The organism is Paenibacillus sp. TSA_86.1, assembly GCF_052691815.1.
The window spans coordinates 189,475-205,781 of record NZ_JBQZGE010000002.1; the positions used below are offsets into that span (position 1 = coordinate 189,475).

At 45.8% G+C, this 16,307-nt stretch carries 12 protein-coding genes; 10 read left to right on the forward strand and 2 right to left on the reverse strand.

Annotation, left to right across the window (positions count from 1 at the left end; translation table 11 throughout):
• Positions 1-18 precede the first annotated feature (18 nt).
• The 5 genes from ACUTVW_RS07040 (at position 19) to ACUTVW_RS07060 (ending at position 4,648) form a co-directional block, all read left to right on the forward strand.
• Positions 19-270 carry a type B 50S ribosomal protein L31 gene (locus ACUTVW_RS07040; protein ID WP_434750955.1) on the forward strand — a complete coding sequence of 84 codons (252 nt, stop codon included), beginning with the start codon at positions 19-21 and terminating at the stop codon, positions 268-270.
• Positions 271-431: 161 nt separating this feature from the next.
• Complete coding sequence (locus ACUTVW_RS07045) at positions 432-740, forward strand: Dabb family protein (protein WP_445645142.1); 309 nt, start codon at positions 432-434, stop codon at positions 738-740.
• Positions 741-873: 133 nt separating this feature from the next.
• Positions 874-1,635 carry an SDR family NAD(P)-dependent oxidoreductase gene (locus ACUTVW_RS07050; RefSeq protein WP_445645143.1) on the forward strand — a complete coding sequence of 254 codons (762 nt, stop codon included), beginning with the start codon at positions 874-876 and terminating at the stop codon, positions 1,633-1,635.
• Positions 1,636-1,918: 283 nt separating this feature from the next.
• Complete coding sequence (poxB, locus tag ACUTVW_RS07055) at positions 1,919-3,646, forward strand: ubiquinone-dependent pyruvate dehydrogenase (RefSeq protein ID WP_445645144.1); 1,728 nt, start codon at positions 1,919-1,921, stop codon at positions 3,644-3,646.
• Between the two features lie 246 nt (positions 3,647-3,892).
• The gene (locus tag ACUTVW_RS07060) at positions 3,893-4,648 is read left to right on the forward strand and encodes an SDR family NAD(P)-dependent oxidoreductase (RefSeq protein WP_445645145.1); all 756 of its coding nucleotides are present in this window, start codon (positions 3,893-3,895) and stop codon (positions 4,646-4,648) included.
• A gap of 166 nt (positions 4,649-4,814) precedes the next feature.
• On the opposite strand, the gene ACUTVW_RS07065 is transcribed toward ACUTVW_RS07060, so the two are convergent.
• Both ACUTVW_RS07065 and ACUTVW_RS07070 read right to left on the reverse strand, forming a co-directional pair.
• Complete coding sequence (locus tag ACUTVW_RS07065) at positions 4,815-5,177, reverse strand: ribosomal protein L7/L12 (RefSeq protein ID WP_445645146.1); 363 nt, start codon at positions 5,175-5,177, stop codon at positions 4,815-4,817.
• Positions 5,174-6,382 carry a cytochrome P450 family protein gene (locus ACUTVW_RS07070; RefSeq protein ID WP_445645147.1) on the reverse strand — a complete coding sequence of 403 codons (1,209 nt, stop codon included), beginning with the start codon at positions 6,380-6,382 and terminating at the stop codon, positions 5,174-5,176. The genes ACUTVW_RS07065 and ACUTVW_RS07070 overlap by 4 nt, the downstream gene beginning before the upstream one ends.
• 188 nt (positions 6,383-6,570) lie before the next feature.
• On the opposite strand from ACUTVW_RS07070, the gene ACUTVW_RS07075 reads away from it, so the two are divergent.
• From ACUTVW_RS07075 to ACUTVW_RS07095, 5 genes are all read left to right on the forward strand, one after another.
• Positions 6,571-7,548, forward strand: coding sequence for an aldo/keto reductase (locus ACUTVW_RS07075; protein WP_445645148.1), 978 nt, complete (start codon positions 6,571-6,573; stop codon positions 7,546-7,548).
• 453 nt (positions 7,549-8,001) lie between these two features.
• Positions 8,002-9,102 (forward strand): ATP-binding protein, encoded by a 1,101-nt coding sequence (locus tag ACUTVW_RS07080; RefSeq protein ID WP_445645149.1) that lies wholly within the window; start codon positions 8,002-8,004, stop codon positions 9,100-9,102.
• Positions 9,090-11,531, forward strand: coding sequence for a DUF5682 family protein (locus ACUTVW_RS07085; RefSeq protein WP_445645150.1), 2,442 nt, complete (start codon positions 9,090-9,092; stop codon positions 11,529-11,531). The genes ACUTVW_RS07080 and ACUTVW_RS07085 overlap by 13 nt, the downstream gene beginning before the upstream one ends.
• On the forward strand, positions 11,516-12,718 hold the full coding sequence (locus tag ACUTVW_RS07090) for a VWA domain-containing protein (protein WP_445645151.1): 1,203 nt from the start codon (positions 11,516-11,518) through the stop codon (positions 12,716-12,718). Before ACUTVW_RS07085 ends, ACUTVW_RS07090 begins: the two co-directional genes overlap by 16 nt.
• Before the next feature lie 21 nt (positions 12,719-12,739).
• The gene (locus ACUTVW_RS07095) at positions 12,740-16,303 is read left to right on the forward strand and encodes a DUF4132 domain-containing protein (protein WP_445645152.1); all 3,564 of its coding nucleotides are present in this window, start codon (positions 12,740-12,742) and stop codon (positions 16,301-16,303) included.
• The last annotated feature ends 4 nt before the right edge of the window (positions 16,304-16,307 follow it).

Here is a 16,307-nt window from a genome sequence, read left to right on the forward strand (position 1 = left end):
AAGGAGTGTAAATAGATTATGCCAAAAGTTGACATCCATCCTAAGACACAGCTCGTTATTTTTTACGATGCAAGTGCTGACTTCAAATTCGTTGCTTCTTCCACGAAGTTCTCGAACGAAACAATGGAATGGGAAGACGGTAACACTTACCCTGTTATCCGTGTAGATACTAGTTCTGCATCCCACCCGTTCTTCACTGGTAAACAAAGAAACGTGGACATCGGTGGACGCGTTGATAAGTTTAACCGTAAATACAACCTCAAAAACTAGTTTTCTTATAGATGAGGAGAAACCCCCGGAGATGATTCCGGGGGTTTTTTGCGTCTGAGCGTCCTTTTTAGAGGAGGAAGATCGACCAAATATTGCGCTTTCAACATAATCAGTTGTAAACTAGAGTACAGAGTTTGAACATAGTGGAGGAGGAAATAAAGATGAGCAGAATTACACATATGGTAACGTTCTCGCTTTATGTAGGCAAAGATACAACGGAAGCCGAGGTTTTTTTGAAAAAAAGTAAGGAAGCGCTTGCGGCTATTGCAGGTGTCGAACAATTTCAGGTACTGCGGCAAGTGAGTGCAAAGAACGAGTTTGATTATGGCTTTTCCATGGAATTTGCGGATCAGGCTGCGTATGATGCTTACAATGATCATCCCGTTCACCGCGAATATGTTGCAGAACGCTGGGAGAAGGAAGTCAGCCGTTTTCAGGAAATTGATCTTGTGCAACACAGTGGCGAATAATGATGTAAAAGTAGAGCTTGAGGCTTGGAAAGCATCATCATCACTCTTAAATGAATATGAAATGTACAGTACATGCACATGATCGAAAGCGTTTTCTGCTTGTGATAGAGCTCGAAAGGAGGCCATTTCGGCCATGCAATTGGATCTGGCAGGAAAAACGGCATTAGTCACGGGGGCAACCGGTCAATTGGGAAGAGTTATTGCTCGTACACTTGCTGCTTGCGGCGCAAATCTGGCTTTGCATTACATAAATAATGAGACGAAGGCCAAAGAACTACAGGACGAGATCGAAGCACTGGGTCGTCGGGTTGTTATTGTACAAGGTGACATCACCAAACAGGAAACTGCATTTCGGATCCGGGATGAAATCCAGAGCAAGCTGGGCGGAGTAGACATTGTCGTTGCAAATGCAGTCATTCAATACGAGTGGACGACGGTGCTGGAGCAAGCCCCTGAAGATTACTTGAGTCAGTTTGAATCTTGTGTCATGCAGAGTGTATATCTTGCGAAAGCTTTTATACCGTACATGCAGGACATGAGATCAGGCCGTTTTATCGGGATTAATACGGAATGTGCGATGCAGAACTTTGCCCATCAATCTGCCTATACTGCTGGTAAACGCGGCATGGATGGTGTGTATCGTGTGTTAGCCAAGGAAGTCGGCGAATATCAGATTACGGTCAACCAAGTTGCTCCAGGCTGGACGATCAGTGAACGGAATCGAAGCAGCGAACCTGGACATGATGCAGCATACGTCCGGACCGTACCCTTGAAACGCAGGGGAGAAGATCAGGAAATTGCGAATGCTGTTGCTTTCTTGGCGTCAGACTTATCCTCTTTTATTACTGGGGCATATATCCCTGTAAGCGGTGGCAACGTCATGCCTGCAATCTGAGTTGTGTTTTTAAATCAAATGAATGAGATACACTAGGAATTACAAGCTCTTTGGAGCAGATGCAATTTATAATTTGTACATTGATATTTAAGAATTATCCGTTTGCCTTCGAGGGCAGACGGATTTTTGTTTTATGAATCAGATGATAACGAGGGTGGTTTCCTTATACTTGGATTGACATATGATGCTGATTCGTTTTTCAAAAAATTGGGGTATAAGAATAGGTATATTCATGGGATGGAAACCTAATCAAAATAACGTAATAAAGGAGTGATCAAGCCTCATGAAAAAAACGATTGCAGACGTTCTAGTTGAAGCCTTGTTAAACGCGGGTATTCACCGGATATATGGCATTGTTGGAGATTCTTTGAATGCGGTCCTCGACTCCATCCGCAAGTCGGGAAAAATTGAATGGATTCATGTGCGTCATGAAGAAGTGGCGGCTTTTGCCGCGGGTGCAGATGCTCAAGTGAGTGGAAGCATCGCAGTATGCGCGGGCAGCAGTGGGCCAGGGAATATGCATCTGATTAACGGACTCTACGATTGTCACCGAAATCGTGTGCCGGTTCTGGCTATTGCTGCTCATATTCCGAGTGATGAGATTGGCAGTGAATATTTTCAGGCAACTCATCCGGAGTATTTGTTCCAGGAATGCAGTCATTATTGTGAAGTGATTACGACTGCCAAGCAGATGCCACGTTCAGTTACGATGGCTATGCAAACAGCGGTAGCGCGTTCTGGTGTGTCTGTCATTGTGCTTCCGGGAGACGTTGCTGGACTTGAGGCAGCTGATCTGCCCGTTCCCGAGCATGTGTACCATGCACCGCATCCGGTAGTACACCCTTCGGAGCCGGAACTTGCCAAGCTGGCAGAATATTTGAATGAAGACAAAAAAATTACTCTTTTGTGCGGAGCAGGCTGTGCAGGGGCGCGTGAACAGTTGCTGGAGCTGTGTGAGCGTTTAAAATCCCCTATGGTTATTGCCCTTCGAGGTAAAGAGTACCTGGAATATGAGAACCCCTACTCGGTGGGACTGACGGGATTAATCGGCTATTCTTCGGGATACCATGCCATGATGGATTGTGACGTGCTGCTCATGCTTGGTACGGATTTTCCTTATCGTCAGTTCTACCCGGAAGATGCAACGGTGTTGCAAGTGGATATTCAAACTTCACATCTCGGCCGGCGCACCAAACTGGATTATGGCGTATGCGGCGACATCAAGACGAGCATTGAAGCATTACTTCCATATCTGACAGCTGAGCATAGTGACAAGCATTTGCGTAAAAGTGTGAAGCGCTACACGAAAGTACGAGAAGAGTTGGACGAGCTGGCTGTAGGCAAACCAGGCAAAAAGCCAATTCATCCGCAGTACTTAACCAAAGTAATCAGTGATGCTGCCGCTGAAAATGCGATCTTTACCTGTGATGTGGGTACACCAACGGTGTGGGCGGCACGTTATCTTGAGATGAGCCGGAATCGAAGATTGCTGGGATCATTTAATCATGGAACGATGGCCAATGCGCTTCCACAGGCGATTGGGGCTCAGGTTGCTGATCCCGGACGACAGGTCATCTCCTTATCCGGAGACGGCGGTCTAGCGATGCTTATGGGGGATCTACTCACGTTAAAACAGCATAATCTTCCGGTTAACGTGGTAGTGTTTAATAACGGTGCCCTGAGTTTCGTAGAATTGGAGATGAAAGCGGCCGGATTCCTCGAATCGGGGACGGAGCTTGTGAATCCAAACTTTGCGATGGTAGCGCAGGCGATGGGCATTGAGGGCATACGTGTGGAAGATCCTGCGGAGCTTGAAGGAGCTATGGAGCGCGCCTTGCAACATAACGGCCCGGTTCTGATCGACGTTGTTGTGAATCGTCAGGAGTTATCTCTGCCACCGAAAATAAATATTAAACAGGCTGAAGGATTCACTCTATGGATGATGAAAGCCGTCCTCAACGGACGTGGCGATGAATTGATTGAGCTAGCAAAAACGAATTTGCTTCGATAGAGCAGCTGAAACAGGCGCCAGGCGTACGATTGAGGGATGGAGTAGATTCGGATCGTATAGTTCAGGTGAACATCGTATCAATCGTATGGATCAATATCATTTGGTTTGTCTTTAAGTGAATTGTTGTTTAGAATAGGTAAAGTCAGAAAGGCGTAATAGCCTTGCTGACTTACATAATTTATCCATAAGAAACCGGGGAATGAAGAGCTACAATCACAAATGGCACATAATTTGGAGGAGATCATCATGAGTCACGCAGGAAAAGTAGCCATCATTACGGGAGCAGGAAGTGGATTAGGTCAAGCGGCAGCGCTGAAATTGGCTGAGAAAGGTGCTTCTATCGTTGTTGTTGATCTGGTCGAAAAGACAGGTCTTGAGACGGTGAGACAGATTGAACAGCTGGGAAGCAAAGCTATTTTTGTTCAAGCCGATGTGAGTAAAGCCGCTGAGGTAGAGAATTATGTGAAGAAGACGGTCGAAGAGTTTGGCCGGATTGACATGTTCTTCAACAATGCGGGCATTGCCGGCCCAGGCATCAAATTAATTGAACATACAATCGAGCAATTTGATCAAATCATCGATATTAATTTGCGAAGTGTATTTTACGGATTAAAATATGTTATTACTGAAATGCTCAAAACGGGTGGCGGTTCCATTGTAAATACGGCTTCTACCGCTGGGATTGTAGGTGTTCCTGCAGTAGCTCCGTATGCAGCAACCAAACACGGTGTTGTTGGTTTGACACGTACAGCCGCGATTGAATATGGCAAGGAAAACATTCGCGTGAACGCGATTGCCCCGGGTACCATTGAGACACCGATGGTTGTTCAATTTGGCAAAGATAATCCGGAAGTTTTCGAGGCTACGGTAAATAGCATTCCATCCGGACGTTTGGGCAAGCCGGAAGAGATCGCCAATCTGGTTTCCTTCCTGCTTGGAGACGAAGCGCCGTACATTAACGGAGCTGTATATCCGATTGATGGCGCTGTTACTGCTCAGTAAGAAGGTAGATCCGTACATTTTAAAAAAATAGAGCATGAAAAAGAGGGACTATGTGGATAATCCGCACAGTCCTTCTTACTGCCTTACGACTAATCAGCTTAAGAGCTATTTTACTCCACCACACTTACCTCTAACAGTAGATGATGGTCAAAACGGACTCATTTTTCTACTTATCCAGTGCTTCAACATAATCCTTCGCTTCTTTTAAAGAGAGGCTGCGGGCTTCACGCAGCTTTTTTATCGCCTGAATTTTGTTTCCTCTGCGCACCATGGCAAGCAGTTCCTGATCTAACTCATTATTTAACTCACTCTGAGCAGTAGAGCTTGCACCTGCAACAGAAGAGAACGATGCAGAATCATTAGACAAAGATGAATGATTGAGAACGAAGCGATTCGCTTCGATGGATGTCCCGTTTCGAAGTTGCTCCACCTCTGTTTTTAATTCATCGACCTGACGTTGCAGTTTACTGAGCTTTGACCACAAAATCGGAATAATCAACAGAAACACGACAAATAAGAAATTGCTCATTTCAGCTGTACCGGAATTTCTTTGACTCCGCGAACGATCATACCCGGTCTCCATTCTAAGGTATCGACATCGTTTTGCAATTTCATGTTTGGAAAACGATTCAACAGTGTGCTTACGGCAATCTCGCCTTCAAGACGAGCGAGCGGCGCACCGAGACAGAGATGAATGCCCTTGCCAAAAGCGAGGTGAGCACTTTTCTCACGTGTAATATCAAACACATCCGGGTCTTTAAATTGCTCTTCATCCCGATTGGCTGAATCTAGTGCAACAACCACGAGTTCACCCTTAGCAATCTGCTGCCCGCGGAATTCGATATCCTCTGAAGCCCAGCGTGAGGTGCTGAATTCAACCGGGCCGTTATATCGCAGCATTTCTTCAATGGCTTGATGGATAAGCTCAGGCTGCTGAATTAACAAATGACGTTGTTCCGGATGCTCTAACAGGGCTAGAATACCGTTGCCAATAAGATTAACAGTAGTTTCATGTCCAGCAATAATAAGCAAAGAGACAACACTAAGTAATTCTCTTTCAGTTAACTGCTCACCGGATTCTTCGGCTATGACAAGCTGGCTGATCAGATCTTGTCCGGGTTCCTTGCGCACTTTGGCAAACCAGTCCGTCAGATAGTCCATAAATTCCTGTTTATGTTGCATTAAAAGTTCTGCGTTCTTGGCAGTAGATGCATCAATGAAGGTGTTGGACCACATGCGGAATTTGTCACGATCCTCCAGCGGAACTCCGAGAATTTCACTAATGACAATAATGGGCAGCGGGAAGGCAAAGTCATCAATGAGATTCATCGTTTCCTGTGAAGGCAAATTGTCCAGCAGATCATCCGCAATGTTCTGGATATGGTTTCTCATATCTTCGACAAGTTTTGGTGTGAAAGCCTTTTGTACCAAGCCCCGCAAACGACGGTGATCGGGTGGATCGGAGAATAGCATGTTACTGGAAAATATACTCTGACCGTCTGACCCATAGCGCTTAACCATATCTTTGCTAAAACGGGAATCTTTCAAAATCTGAACAGCGTCCTCATACCGGGTAATCATCCAGCCAAACTCTCCTTGGGGAAACATGACTTTAAAGAGTGGGGTGTCTTTTCTTAATTTCTCATATACCGGATAAGGGTTCTGCGTAAATGATGCTGTGAAAAAATCAGTGCTTGATATCTCATTGGATTTGTTAGATTCATTCGAATTCAAATGTGTAATCTCCTCTCCTGTGGCTGTAAGATATGTCGCTTTCTATATATTCCATAAGTGAAGGTTCAAAACCTTGTTTCGCGATAATAAAAATGCGAGTGATGCAGGAATATAGCGGGAGACTCAAGAAGACAAGAGAGTAAGTAAAGAATGCGTTTGCAAAATAAAAAAACGAGGTGAACGAAGGAATGTTATATAGGCAGTTGCCTTTGCATTATCATCAGATTCCCGCGAGTCCTATTGTTCTGGGGTGTATGCGCTTTGGTGGAGATTGGGACGGACAACCCATTACAGAAGATTTGGTGGTCGAAGGGCGTCAAGCGGTAGAGTCCGCACTGGAGATCGGGATTACTCATTATGATCTTGCAGATATCTATACACGTGGTAAAGCGGAGCATGTATTTGGTCGGATACTATCTGATAGGCATGATCTTCGTGAACAGATCATTATTCAATCGAAATGCGGAATTCGGCTGGTAGGCGATGATGAAGGACCGCAGCGCTATGATACATCAGGCGCACATATTATAGAGAGTGTTGACGGCATTTTATCCAGGCTCGGCACGGATTACCTGGATATTCTGCTACTGCATCGTCCTGACCCGCTCGCCCACCCGCAGGAGATCGGAGAAGCGCTGGCTAAACTTCATCAGGCAGGAAAAGTAAGGCATTTCGGCGTGTCCAACATGGGTTCTGAACAGATCCGCTTGCTCCAGATGTACAGCCCTTTGCCATTGATTGTGAATCAGCTGGAGATGAGCCTTGATAAGATTGGTTTTGTAGAAGCTGGTGTGACTGTTAACCGTGTACAGGCAAAAGATAATGTTTTCCCATACGGTACGATGGAATTCTGCCAGGCAGAGCATATACAGCTGCAAGCCTGGGGCCCTCTCGCACAAGGCAGATTTACAGGAAGGATCATCGACGGGCAGCGGTCTGAGATCGAAGCAACGGCTGAACTGGTGGGTCGGATTGCCGAAGAGCGTGGTGTCACAAGAGAAGCCATTGTACTCGCTTGGCTAATGAAACATCCGGCCGGGATCCAGCCAGTCATCGGTTCGATCCGTCCGGAGCGGATTCTCGCTTGCCGCGACGCGGCTCAGGTTGAACTGACGCGATATGAATGGTACGCGTTGTATTCTTCTTCCTGCGGACGCAGAATGTAAGGGGCGATATAGCCATGCTCTAAGTTTAACGTGTAATCATGTTATGACCCGCCGTCAAAATAAGAACGAAAGAAATAACGGATGAAGCGCAGGTCACGAAGACCTGTGCTTTTTACAATTTTACTTTATGAGATGTGATTAAAGTCTATGTTTGAATGTTTATAAGATTGTAGTGCCTTTTCTATGCAGTTTGCTAGTTTGAAAAGATACTTAGATACATATGTCTAACTAATATTATGGGTGCAGAGTGAGCGCTTCATTCTATCATCAGACCGGGAGAGAATGTTCATACTTGTACGGGGATATAAGACCTTGGACTTACAGATGAATGCAGGTAAGAAGGACGTTTCAACCATTTTTGCGCGATTTAAGGCTGAGTGCGCCAAGGCTATGATAAAATGAAAATAAATAGGAACATACGATCTGTTTGATATGAGAGGAGACATCTTGATAATGGAGATGCTTAAACCGCCAGCTGAGACGTTATATGAGACGGAATTACGGGCATTACAGCAGGAGGATCAGGGTCATCGTCCGCCTAACTGGTTATTGTCGCCAGCGCATGTGCGGGATTTTATTATTGGCCGAGATCAACCAGCCATGCTGGATGGAGAACAAATTAATATCACTCGTAAATTCTACGGAAATGATGTATTAATCGAACGTGCAGTTGTTACACTTGCGGGGAATCGTGGATTGATGCTGGTTGGTGAACCAGGTACAGCCAAAACAATGCTTAGTGAGCTGCTTACGGCTGCTATCTCGGGAACGAGTCTGAATACGATACAGGGTACGGCTGGAACAACGGAAGATATGATCAAGTATTCCTGGAATTATGCGATGCTTTTGGACAAAGGACCTTCGGAGGCGGCTCTCGTTCCTTCCCCGTTATACAATGGCATGAAAAAGGGCATTCTCACCCGTTTTGAGGAAATTACACGTTGTCCGGCCGAAGCACAGGACAGCCTGATCAGTATTCTAAGCGATAAAGTCATGAGTATTCCGGAGCTTGACGGAGGTGTGCTTTTTGCCAAACCTGGATTCAATGTCATCGCTACCGCTAACATTCGGGATAAAGGTGTGAACGAGATGAGCGGTGCGCTCAAGCGGCGTTTTAATTTTGAGACGATCAAGCCGATTCAGAATGTCAAAATGGAAGCCAAAATCATTGAATCTCAGGCGAGAAACCTGTTATTACATAGTGGAATTGATACCGAAATTCAAACCGACGTGGTGGAGCTGCTGGCGACTACGTTTATGGAACTGCGGACAGGCATGTCGCGAGAAGGTTATAAGCTGGATACGCCTCAAGCGTCCATGAGTACTGCAGAAGCGGTGTCCGTGTACGTGCAAAGCGCGATGACCTCCTATTATTACGAAGGAAAATCCATTGCGCTGGATCGGTTGGTGCAAAATATGCTGGGAACGATTGCTAAGGAAAATGATAAGGATTTAAATATTCTCAAGAACTACTTTTCCAAAATTGTCAAAGCTCGCTCTGCGGAAGAGGAGATTTGGAAGAATTATTATGAGGAAAGAAAATGGATCGGTTAGGCCAGGTACAGTCTGCTGACCCTGCCGGTTTATCGGATGTTACCGATTTGAATCAGCTGCAATCCATATTTGATACAAGTGTATTTAATTTGAATAACAGAACGGTTTATTTTCCAATTCGGCATCACAGTCCTGCCTGTGCGCATCATCTGCTGCGTGTAATCGGAGAGTACAGGCCCGATATGATTCTAATTGAAGGACCGGAAAGCGGCAACCCGCTCATTTCCGTTCTCACGGATGAAGCGACCCTTCCTCCAGTCAGTCTGTATTATACCTGTGAAGATGAATACGGAAGAGAAGCCTGTTATTATCCGATGCTTCGGTATTCACCTGAATACGTTGCGCTAAAGGAAGCTCATCGGCTTGGCATTCCGGCACAGTTCATTGATTTGGATTATCGGCATGTATCGGGACGTACTGGCAACCCTCCGCAAACAGAGCAGAAAGAGATATCCATTCAGGACGAAACGCTGCTTGCCGGATCAGACTTCATTAACCGATTGTGCGAGAAAACAAACTGCCGCAGCTTTGATGAATTGTGGGAAAAGGTATTTGAGATCGGTGGTCTGGAGAAGGAGACCTCTGTCTTTGTTCAGGATGTTTTCACCTACTGTACACTATCCAGAATGTGTTACACCCCTGAGCGGCTGATTGCAAATGGTGACCTGCTACGTGAAGCGCATATGGTGAAACGAATTAAGGAAGCAGAAAAGCAGTATCAACGTGTGCTTGTTATTACCGGAGGTTTTCACACGTATGGTTTAGTGAATTCAATTCATCAGGAAGTGGAGCAACAGGGTGAGACAATACAGCAGGCTACAACAGATGCAGGGAACTTTCAACAACAGATGTATCCCATGGTATACACGTTTGCCGAGGCTGATCGTCTGAATGGTTATGCCAGCGGCATGCCTTATGTGTACTTTTATGATCAAATCTGGGGTCAGATTCTTCGTTCTCCAAGTTCTCCTTACCGTGTAACCACGCTAAATGTGTTATCGAGACTGATGCGGAAGCTGAGGGAAAGAGAAGAACATGTATCTACTAGTGATGCGATCGAGGCTTACAGTATGATACAGGGTCTGGCAGAGCTAAGAGGCAAGCGAGAAGGCGGAGTTTATGAGCTTATGGACGCGGCACTTTCTTCATTTATCAAAGGAGAACTTACGCTGGCCACGGATAAGCCGTTGCAGGAACTGCAGCTTCTATTAACCGGGGATGCCATCGGAAGTGTTGCGCCTAATGCTTTTCATATCCCGATCGTGGAGGATTTCAAAACTCGTTGTACGGACCATAAACTCCAGATCCGAACGACTGGACAGCACAAAAAAGTGCTTGATTTATATGCTAAACCAGAACATCGTTTGATCAGCCAGTTGTTTCAATGTATCTCTTATCTGGTTCCCGAGTTTGCGAAGCGTCAAGCAGGTCCGGACTGGATCGCACAGCGTGATATGAACCTGGTTCGTGAAACTTGGGAATACATGTATTCCTCACGGATTGAAGCGCGGCTCATTGAAAATTCTCTGTATGGCGGTACGCTTGCTGGTGCAGCTACTCGTAAAATGGAGGAGCAGATGCAAGACATCCCGGATCATCACAGCGGAGAGCTTGCAAGGCTGATGCTTCAAGCACTGCTGATGGGTCTTCAGGAGACAGCCATGCATCTGTATGCCAAGGTTCGGGCTGCCCTGCGGACAGATGGACACTTCCTTTCTTTGTGCAACAGCTTAACCATCTTGAATCGGATTTATCAGCACCGCAGGTTGCTGGGACTATCGGATGATGCTCACTTGTCTGATCTCGTATCGGAAGCCTACAGTAACGCGGTGGACAAGCTGCAGCAGCTTTCCAGAACGAACGCCGATGAGCATGAAGGCATTATTCAGGGGTTGAAGTTACTTGCGATGCTGGCGGAGTCATCAGAGGAGCAATTCCAGGATACGGTGTTTCGGATCCATCTGAATGAACTTTTGTCGGATCCGAAGCTTCCTGCTCAGCTTGAGGGGGTCTGTATCGCCATTGCATCCGGATTGGGTGACCGATCCCGAGAGGAAATTGTGGAGCGTGCGAGGGGGTATATTCGTGGAACACCGGAACAGACCCGTCAAACGGCATTATTTTTACAGGGTGTGTTTACGGTAGCGCGGGATGCATTTTTATATGAAGATCAATTGTTGTCGGAGCTAAATGGGCTAATTGAGCAGTTATCCTATGACGATTTTATTGCGATGATTCCAGAACTACGTCTGGCTTTCACTTACTTTACGCCGATGGAAACGAATCTAATTGCTGAACGTGTCGCAAATCTGCATCAGATGATGCCGGATGAGATGACGACCCCTGTGCTGGATGAACAGATGCTCGTTCAATACAGAACGCGGGATGAGGCGCTTCGGAAGGAGTTTGCAGCATGGAAGTTAATATGAACGAAGCACCTCATGGACAAGACGAACCGTTGACGGAGAATCCTGCCACGCAAGAACGAAGTGCTGTCGAAACTTTGAACCGTTGGCGCCTGATTCTTGGTGAATCTGCTGAGGTGGGTCTATGTGAATCAGATCAATATTCAACGGGCGAATTTCAGTATGTGGAACTGGACGAGATTTTAGGGTACTTGTATAACCGGGAATACGGGGAAGAGCAAGGTTACCGTAAAGAAGGCGGACGTGGTTCATCAGAGCTTAGCGTTCCGAATTGGTTACACAAGGTCAGAGATCTTTTTCCCAAATCGACGGTTGAAATTTTGGAGAAGCAGGCATTGGATCGTTATGGACTGACGGAACTGTTAACAGATAAAAAGCTGCTGGAGTCTCTTGAACCTAATATGAACCTACTCAAAAACATCATGCAGTTCAAGGGACGTATGAAAGGCGAAGTACTGCGGAGTGCCAAAGATATTGTGCGGACAGTCGTTGACGATCTACGGAGGAAGCTGGAATCCCATACTCGTGCCAGTATTATGGGGAAACGAAGTAAATATGCCTCCAGTTCAGTGCGTTCATTGCGTAATCTGAATTTCAAACGCACGATTGCCCGCAATCTAAAAAATTATGATAAACATAAACGAAGGTTTGTGATTGATCGTCTTTATTTTGATGGGAATATACAGCAGCACAATAAGTGGAACATCATTATCGGAGTAGATGAAAGCGGAAGTATGATGGATTCGGTAATTTACAGTTCGGTCATGGCGAGTATTTTCTATCGTTTGAATGCGTTACGCACGAAACTGTTCATTTTTGATACCAAGGTTGTGGATTTAAGTGACCGGCTTGAGGACCCCGTGGACGTGCTGATGAATGTGCAACTCGGCGGAGGAACTCATATTGCCAAAGCACTACGTTACGGCGAGACGCTAATCGAGAATCCCGGTAAAACGATATATATACTGGTCAGTGATCTGGAGGAAGGATTTCCGATCAATCAGATGTATCAAGCGTGCAAGGATATTATCGATGCAGGATGCAAGTTGCTTGTGCTCACGGCACTCGATTTCAACGGAGAATCGGTATATAACAAACATGCCGCGCAGACGCTGGCCAATATGGGAGCACATGTCGCAGCTATAACACCTAACGAGCTTGCCGAATGGATTGGAGACATTATTACTTAAACCAACTTAATGGAGGAATATATGATGCTTACCGCAGACCGTGCAGTAGAGAGTTTAGTAGAAAAGTTCGCTTCAATCTGTTCAGATGATTACTCACTCACGACCGATCGCAGTTCCGAAATTATTGATTATGTTATGGGTGCGACAGAAAAATTTCCTGATATGATGGGCAAGACGAGCCATTACGTCTATCGAACTGTAGAGGCACTATCCAAGCTCGGCAAGAAAGACGACGGAGATATTTTTTTCCGTGCCGGAGCAATTGCTATGCATCTGGAGTCGAATTATTTCCGCAGAAGCCCTTGGGGGGTTAACGCATTTACGGCTTGTCTCGGTGAGGATTCGGAGGCTTACGGATTAAATGCAAAAAGCAAGAGTCCAGACCGGATGGGCGCCTTGTTATCCCGTTTGAAGAAAATGAAGCAATATGCTGGCGAAGAAGAAATTCTCACGGAGCTTAAGCGACGCGTGAAGCGAGCCCAATGGTTGTTTGATTCCAAAAAGGCAGACAGTCAGGGCAATTTCAGAGATGTGGTTGATGCCATGATTCTTGTTCAATTGTGTCTGCAACCGGATTGTGAGTTTACCAATAAGGACGAGATCAAAGAAATCAGTGCATCCCTGCCCGAGCTGTTCCAATATGTTATGGCGAATGATGCGGCAAAGCTCCACACAGAGTTGTATTCGTTGATCGAACCGTTAGTTGCAGGCAGTGTTCAAGGTAAACAAAACAGTTCCACCCAGTTGCTTGAAGAGGGATTCTTAAAGCAAAAACGCAGTGAACTGATTGCGAAGCACTACCCGGAAATCACATTCTCCCCGAAACATCATGTTTCACATGCCGATTTTCATCAGACCATGGTGTTGCTTAGCAGTGCGGTGTTATATCTGACGAATATTTATGGAGGGAAGCAGCGGTTTTTGGATAACACCAGTGAGGTTGGCAAAGTACTTCTTGAAGTCATTCATCACTTACATGAGATATATCCGATGGAGGTTCGTAAGTATTTACTTAGTATGAATCCTCGTTCAAGAAGCGAAGATGATCTACTGGCTGGTCTGATCCCGCTGAACGAGCCCTATCAATTAATTGAATTAATGCAGATCGAGTTGAACTCATACCGCGTGTCATGGATTATAATCAAGGCGGCCATTGCCAATCAACCTGAACACTCCAAACGAGCATATGAGATTGTCAGGGCGCCATTCCTGAAGTTATGTCTTCATAAAATGATGTTGGATCAGGGAATCACTTTACATCATCCGGAAACTACAATCGAAGAGGCTGTATTTCGTGTACTGCGTCAACCTTTAGAGGGTGGACGGCAAGGGCTTGCCATTGCCAGATATTTGAGTGGTGAGAACACACTAGAAGAATATTGGGCAGACAAGGACAGCCGCGGGTTGTTTAATCATGTCAATCGGGATCGTAAACGGATTAACAATCTTATTAGCATCAGTTTTCTGCCGCTTGATTCGGAACCGATGCACCGCTTTGCGATCTTGCTAACCCATCCGGAATGGACGCTCGATATTGTATCAGATATGTATCACTCTTACGCATTTAGCGGTGAGCAAATATTGAATGCATACGGTGACGATCCTCAAGTTAAACGCGAACAGTTGCTAACAAGTCTAATATCGTTGAATGGTATGACGGATTATACGTATCAATCGATGCCGCAGGATGAGTATCGCCGTATTTTGCAGCAAAACCTGGAGTATGCATTGAAGCAGTACAAAAAACTGCCAACGGACACACGTATATTAACGCTGGAGGTTGCATTCGAGCAGAGAGCTACCCTGCCTAAGAAACAGTTGGTGACAGCTATTCAAGCAGGTTTGCAAGACGCTTCCAAACGGGCGAACAGTATTGCTTTGGCCGAATTCAACCGGGTTCCGGATCAAGAACTGTATACGATGATTTATCGTGCCGAGAAAAAGGCAGCAATTAAAGAAATGGCGTTAACAGCGATCCGGAGTCTGGATAACAGTAAGGAATTATATACAGAGCTTTTGCAAAACGAGAAGGCAGCGGATTGGAAAAATCTGATTCAGATTTTGCTCGATACAGCTGAGCTAAGTCCTGAATATGCACACGCAGCGCTTGCTGATCTGGCCGATGCCAAAAAGATGTCCCGTATCAGCTGGTTACCTCTCAAGGAACTGCCAGCTTTAATCCGTTCAGCGGACGGTCAGCCTCTGGATGATCGGATCAAACAGTATGTACTGTTGCAATCTATTGATCACGGGTCTGGGCCGAATGAACGGTTAAATGAACTCAGAGAATATGTGAGTGAGGCTTCGTTGATCCGCTTGTCAAAAGAACTACTGCAGATATGGATTCATGAAGGTGCACCTGCGAAGGAAAAATGGGTAATGTATGTCTCCGCACTCTTCGGTGATATTCAGATTGTTCATATTTTGACTCCGCAGATTAAAGAATGGACAGAGAACAGCCGTGGTGCTATTGCAGCAGAGGCAGTGAAGGTACTGGCGTATCTGAAAGAGCCTTCCGCACTCATGGCGATCGATAAGATTAAACGTAGTGTGAAGAACCGCCAGGTTAAAGGGGCAGCGGAAGAAGCATTACAGCTTGCTGCTGAGAACATGGGATTGACTGCGGAACAGCTTGAAGACCGTCTTGTCACGTCCCTTGGTTTTGATGAAAATGGTACTTTGCAGCTAAGTTATGGGGAACGCTCCTTCCAAGTGAAAGTCAATGCCGACCTGCAGGTTGTCGTCATGAATGAGGAGACAGGTAAATCAGTCAAAAGTTTGCCTGCTCCGGCACAAAAGGATGACCCTGAGCTTGCGGCACAATCCAAGGCACGTTTCACCCAATTGAAGAAGGATCTTAAAACGATGGTTACGATCCAGACACAGCGTTTGGAAGAATCGTTGTCGAAGCAACGTCTCTGGACGGCTGATGAATGGACATCCCTGTTTGTGGACAATGTGATCATGCAGAAGTTCGCTGTTGGATTAATCTGGGGAATCTATGAAGATGGTGAGTTGGTCAGCACATTCAGGTATATGGAGGACGGTACATTTAATACGGTGGATGAGGATGAAACGGATTTGCCATCAGGGGCTCAGGTAGGGCTGGTGCATCCGCTTGAACTGGATCAGGAAATTTTGGAGGGATGGACCACTCAGCTTGAGGATTATGAGGTCAAACAGCCGTTTGAGCAGCTGAAACGTCAAGTCCACTTGATTGAGGACGAAGATCAGGTCAAGACCGAATTTGAACGTCTTCCGGAAGAGGAGTTCTCACCAACCGCTCTCCCGAAAGCTCTGGAGAAATATGGATGGATTAAAGGCCCTGCACAAGACGGCGGCTGGTTCAATGAGTTTTATAAAGAGTACGGAGACATTGTTGCTGAACTTCGATTCAGCGGTACAAGTATCACTTATTATGAAGGGATGGATGATGTTACGCTGGAATCATTACATTTCTTCAAACCTAACGGCAAGAGACAGCACTATTATTACGCAGATAACAAATCAATTCCTTTGGGCAAGATTCCAGGCCGGGTATTCAGTGAAACGATCTATGATATTTTGAGAGCAACGGGGCGCTGATTTC

Bases quoted from the DNA above. Each gene is read 5' to 3' on its own strand.
- ACUTVW_RS07040 (WP_434750955.1), top strand. From the start codon at position 19: ATGCCAAAAGTTGACATCCATCCTAAGACACAGCTCGTTATTTTTTAC.
- ACUTVW_RS07045 (WP_445645142.1), top strand. From the start codon at position 432: ATGAGCAGAATTACACATATGGTAACGTTCTCGCTTTATGTAGGCAAA.
- ACUTVW_RS07050 (WP_445645143.1), top strand. From the start codon at position 874: ATGCAATTGGATCTGGCAGGAAAAACGGCATTAGTCACGGGGGCAACC.
- poxB (WP_445645144.1), top strand. From the start codon at position 1,919: ATGAAAAAAACGATTGCAGACGTTCTAGTTGAAGCCTTGTTAAACGCG.
- ACUTVW_RS07060 (WP_445645145.1), top strand. From the start codon at position 3,893: ATGAGTCACGCAGGAAAAGTAGCCATCATTACGGGAGCAGGAAGTGGA.
- ACUTVW_RS07065 (WP_445645146.1), bottom strand. From the start codon at position 5,177: ATGAGCAATTTCTTATTTGTCGTGTTTCTGTTGATTATTCCGATTTTG.
- ACUTVW_RS07075 (WP_445645148.1), top strand. From the start codon at position 6,571: ATGTTATATAGGCAGTTGCCTTTGCATTATCATCAGATTCCCGCGAGT.
- ACUTVW_RS07080 (WP_445645149.1), top strand. From the start codon at position 8,002: ATGGAGATGCTTAAACCGCCAGCTGAGACGTTATATGAGACGGAATTA.
- ACUTVW_RS07085 (WP_445645150.1), top strand. From the start codon at position 9,090: ATGGATCGGTTAGGCCAGGTACAGTCTGCTGACCCTGCCGGTTTATCG.
- ACUTVW_RS07090 (WP_445645151.1), top strand. From the start codon at position 11,516: ATGGAAGTTAATATGAACGAAGCACCTCATGGACAAGACGAACCGTTG.
- ACUTVW_RS07095 (WP_445645152.1), top strand. From the start codon at position 12,740: ATGATGCTTACCGCAGACCGTGCAGTAGAGAGTTTAGTAGAAAAGTTC.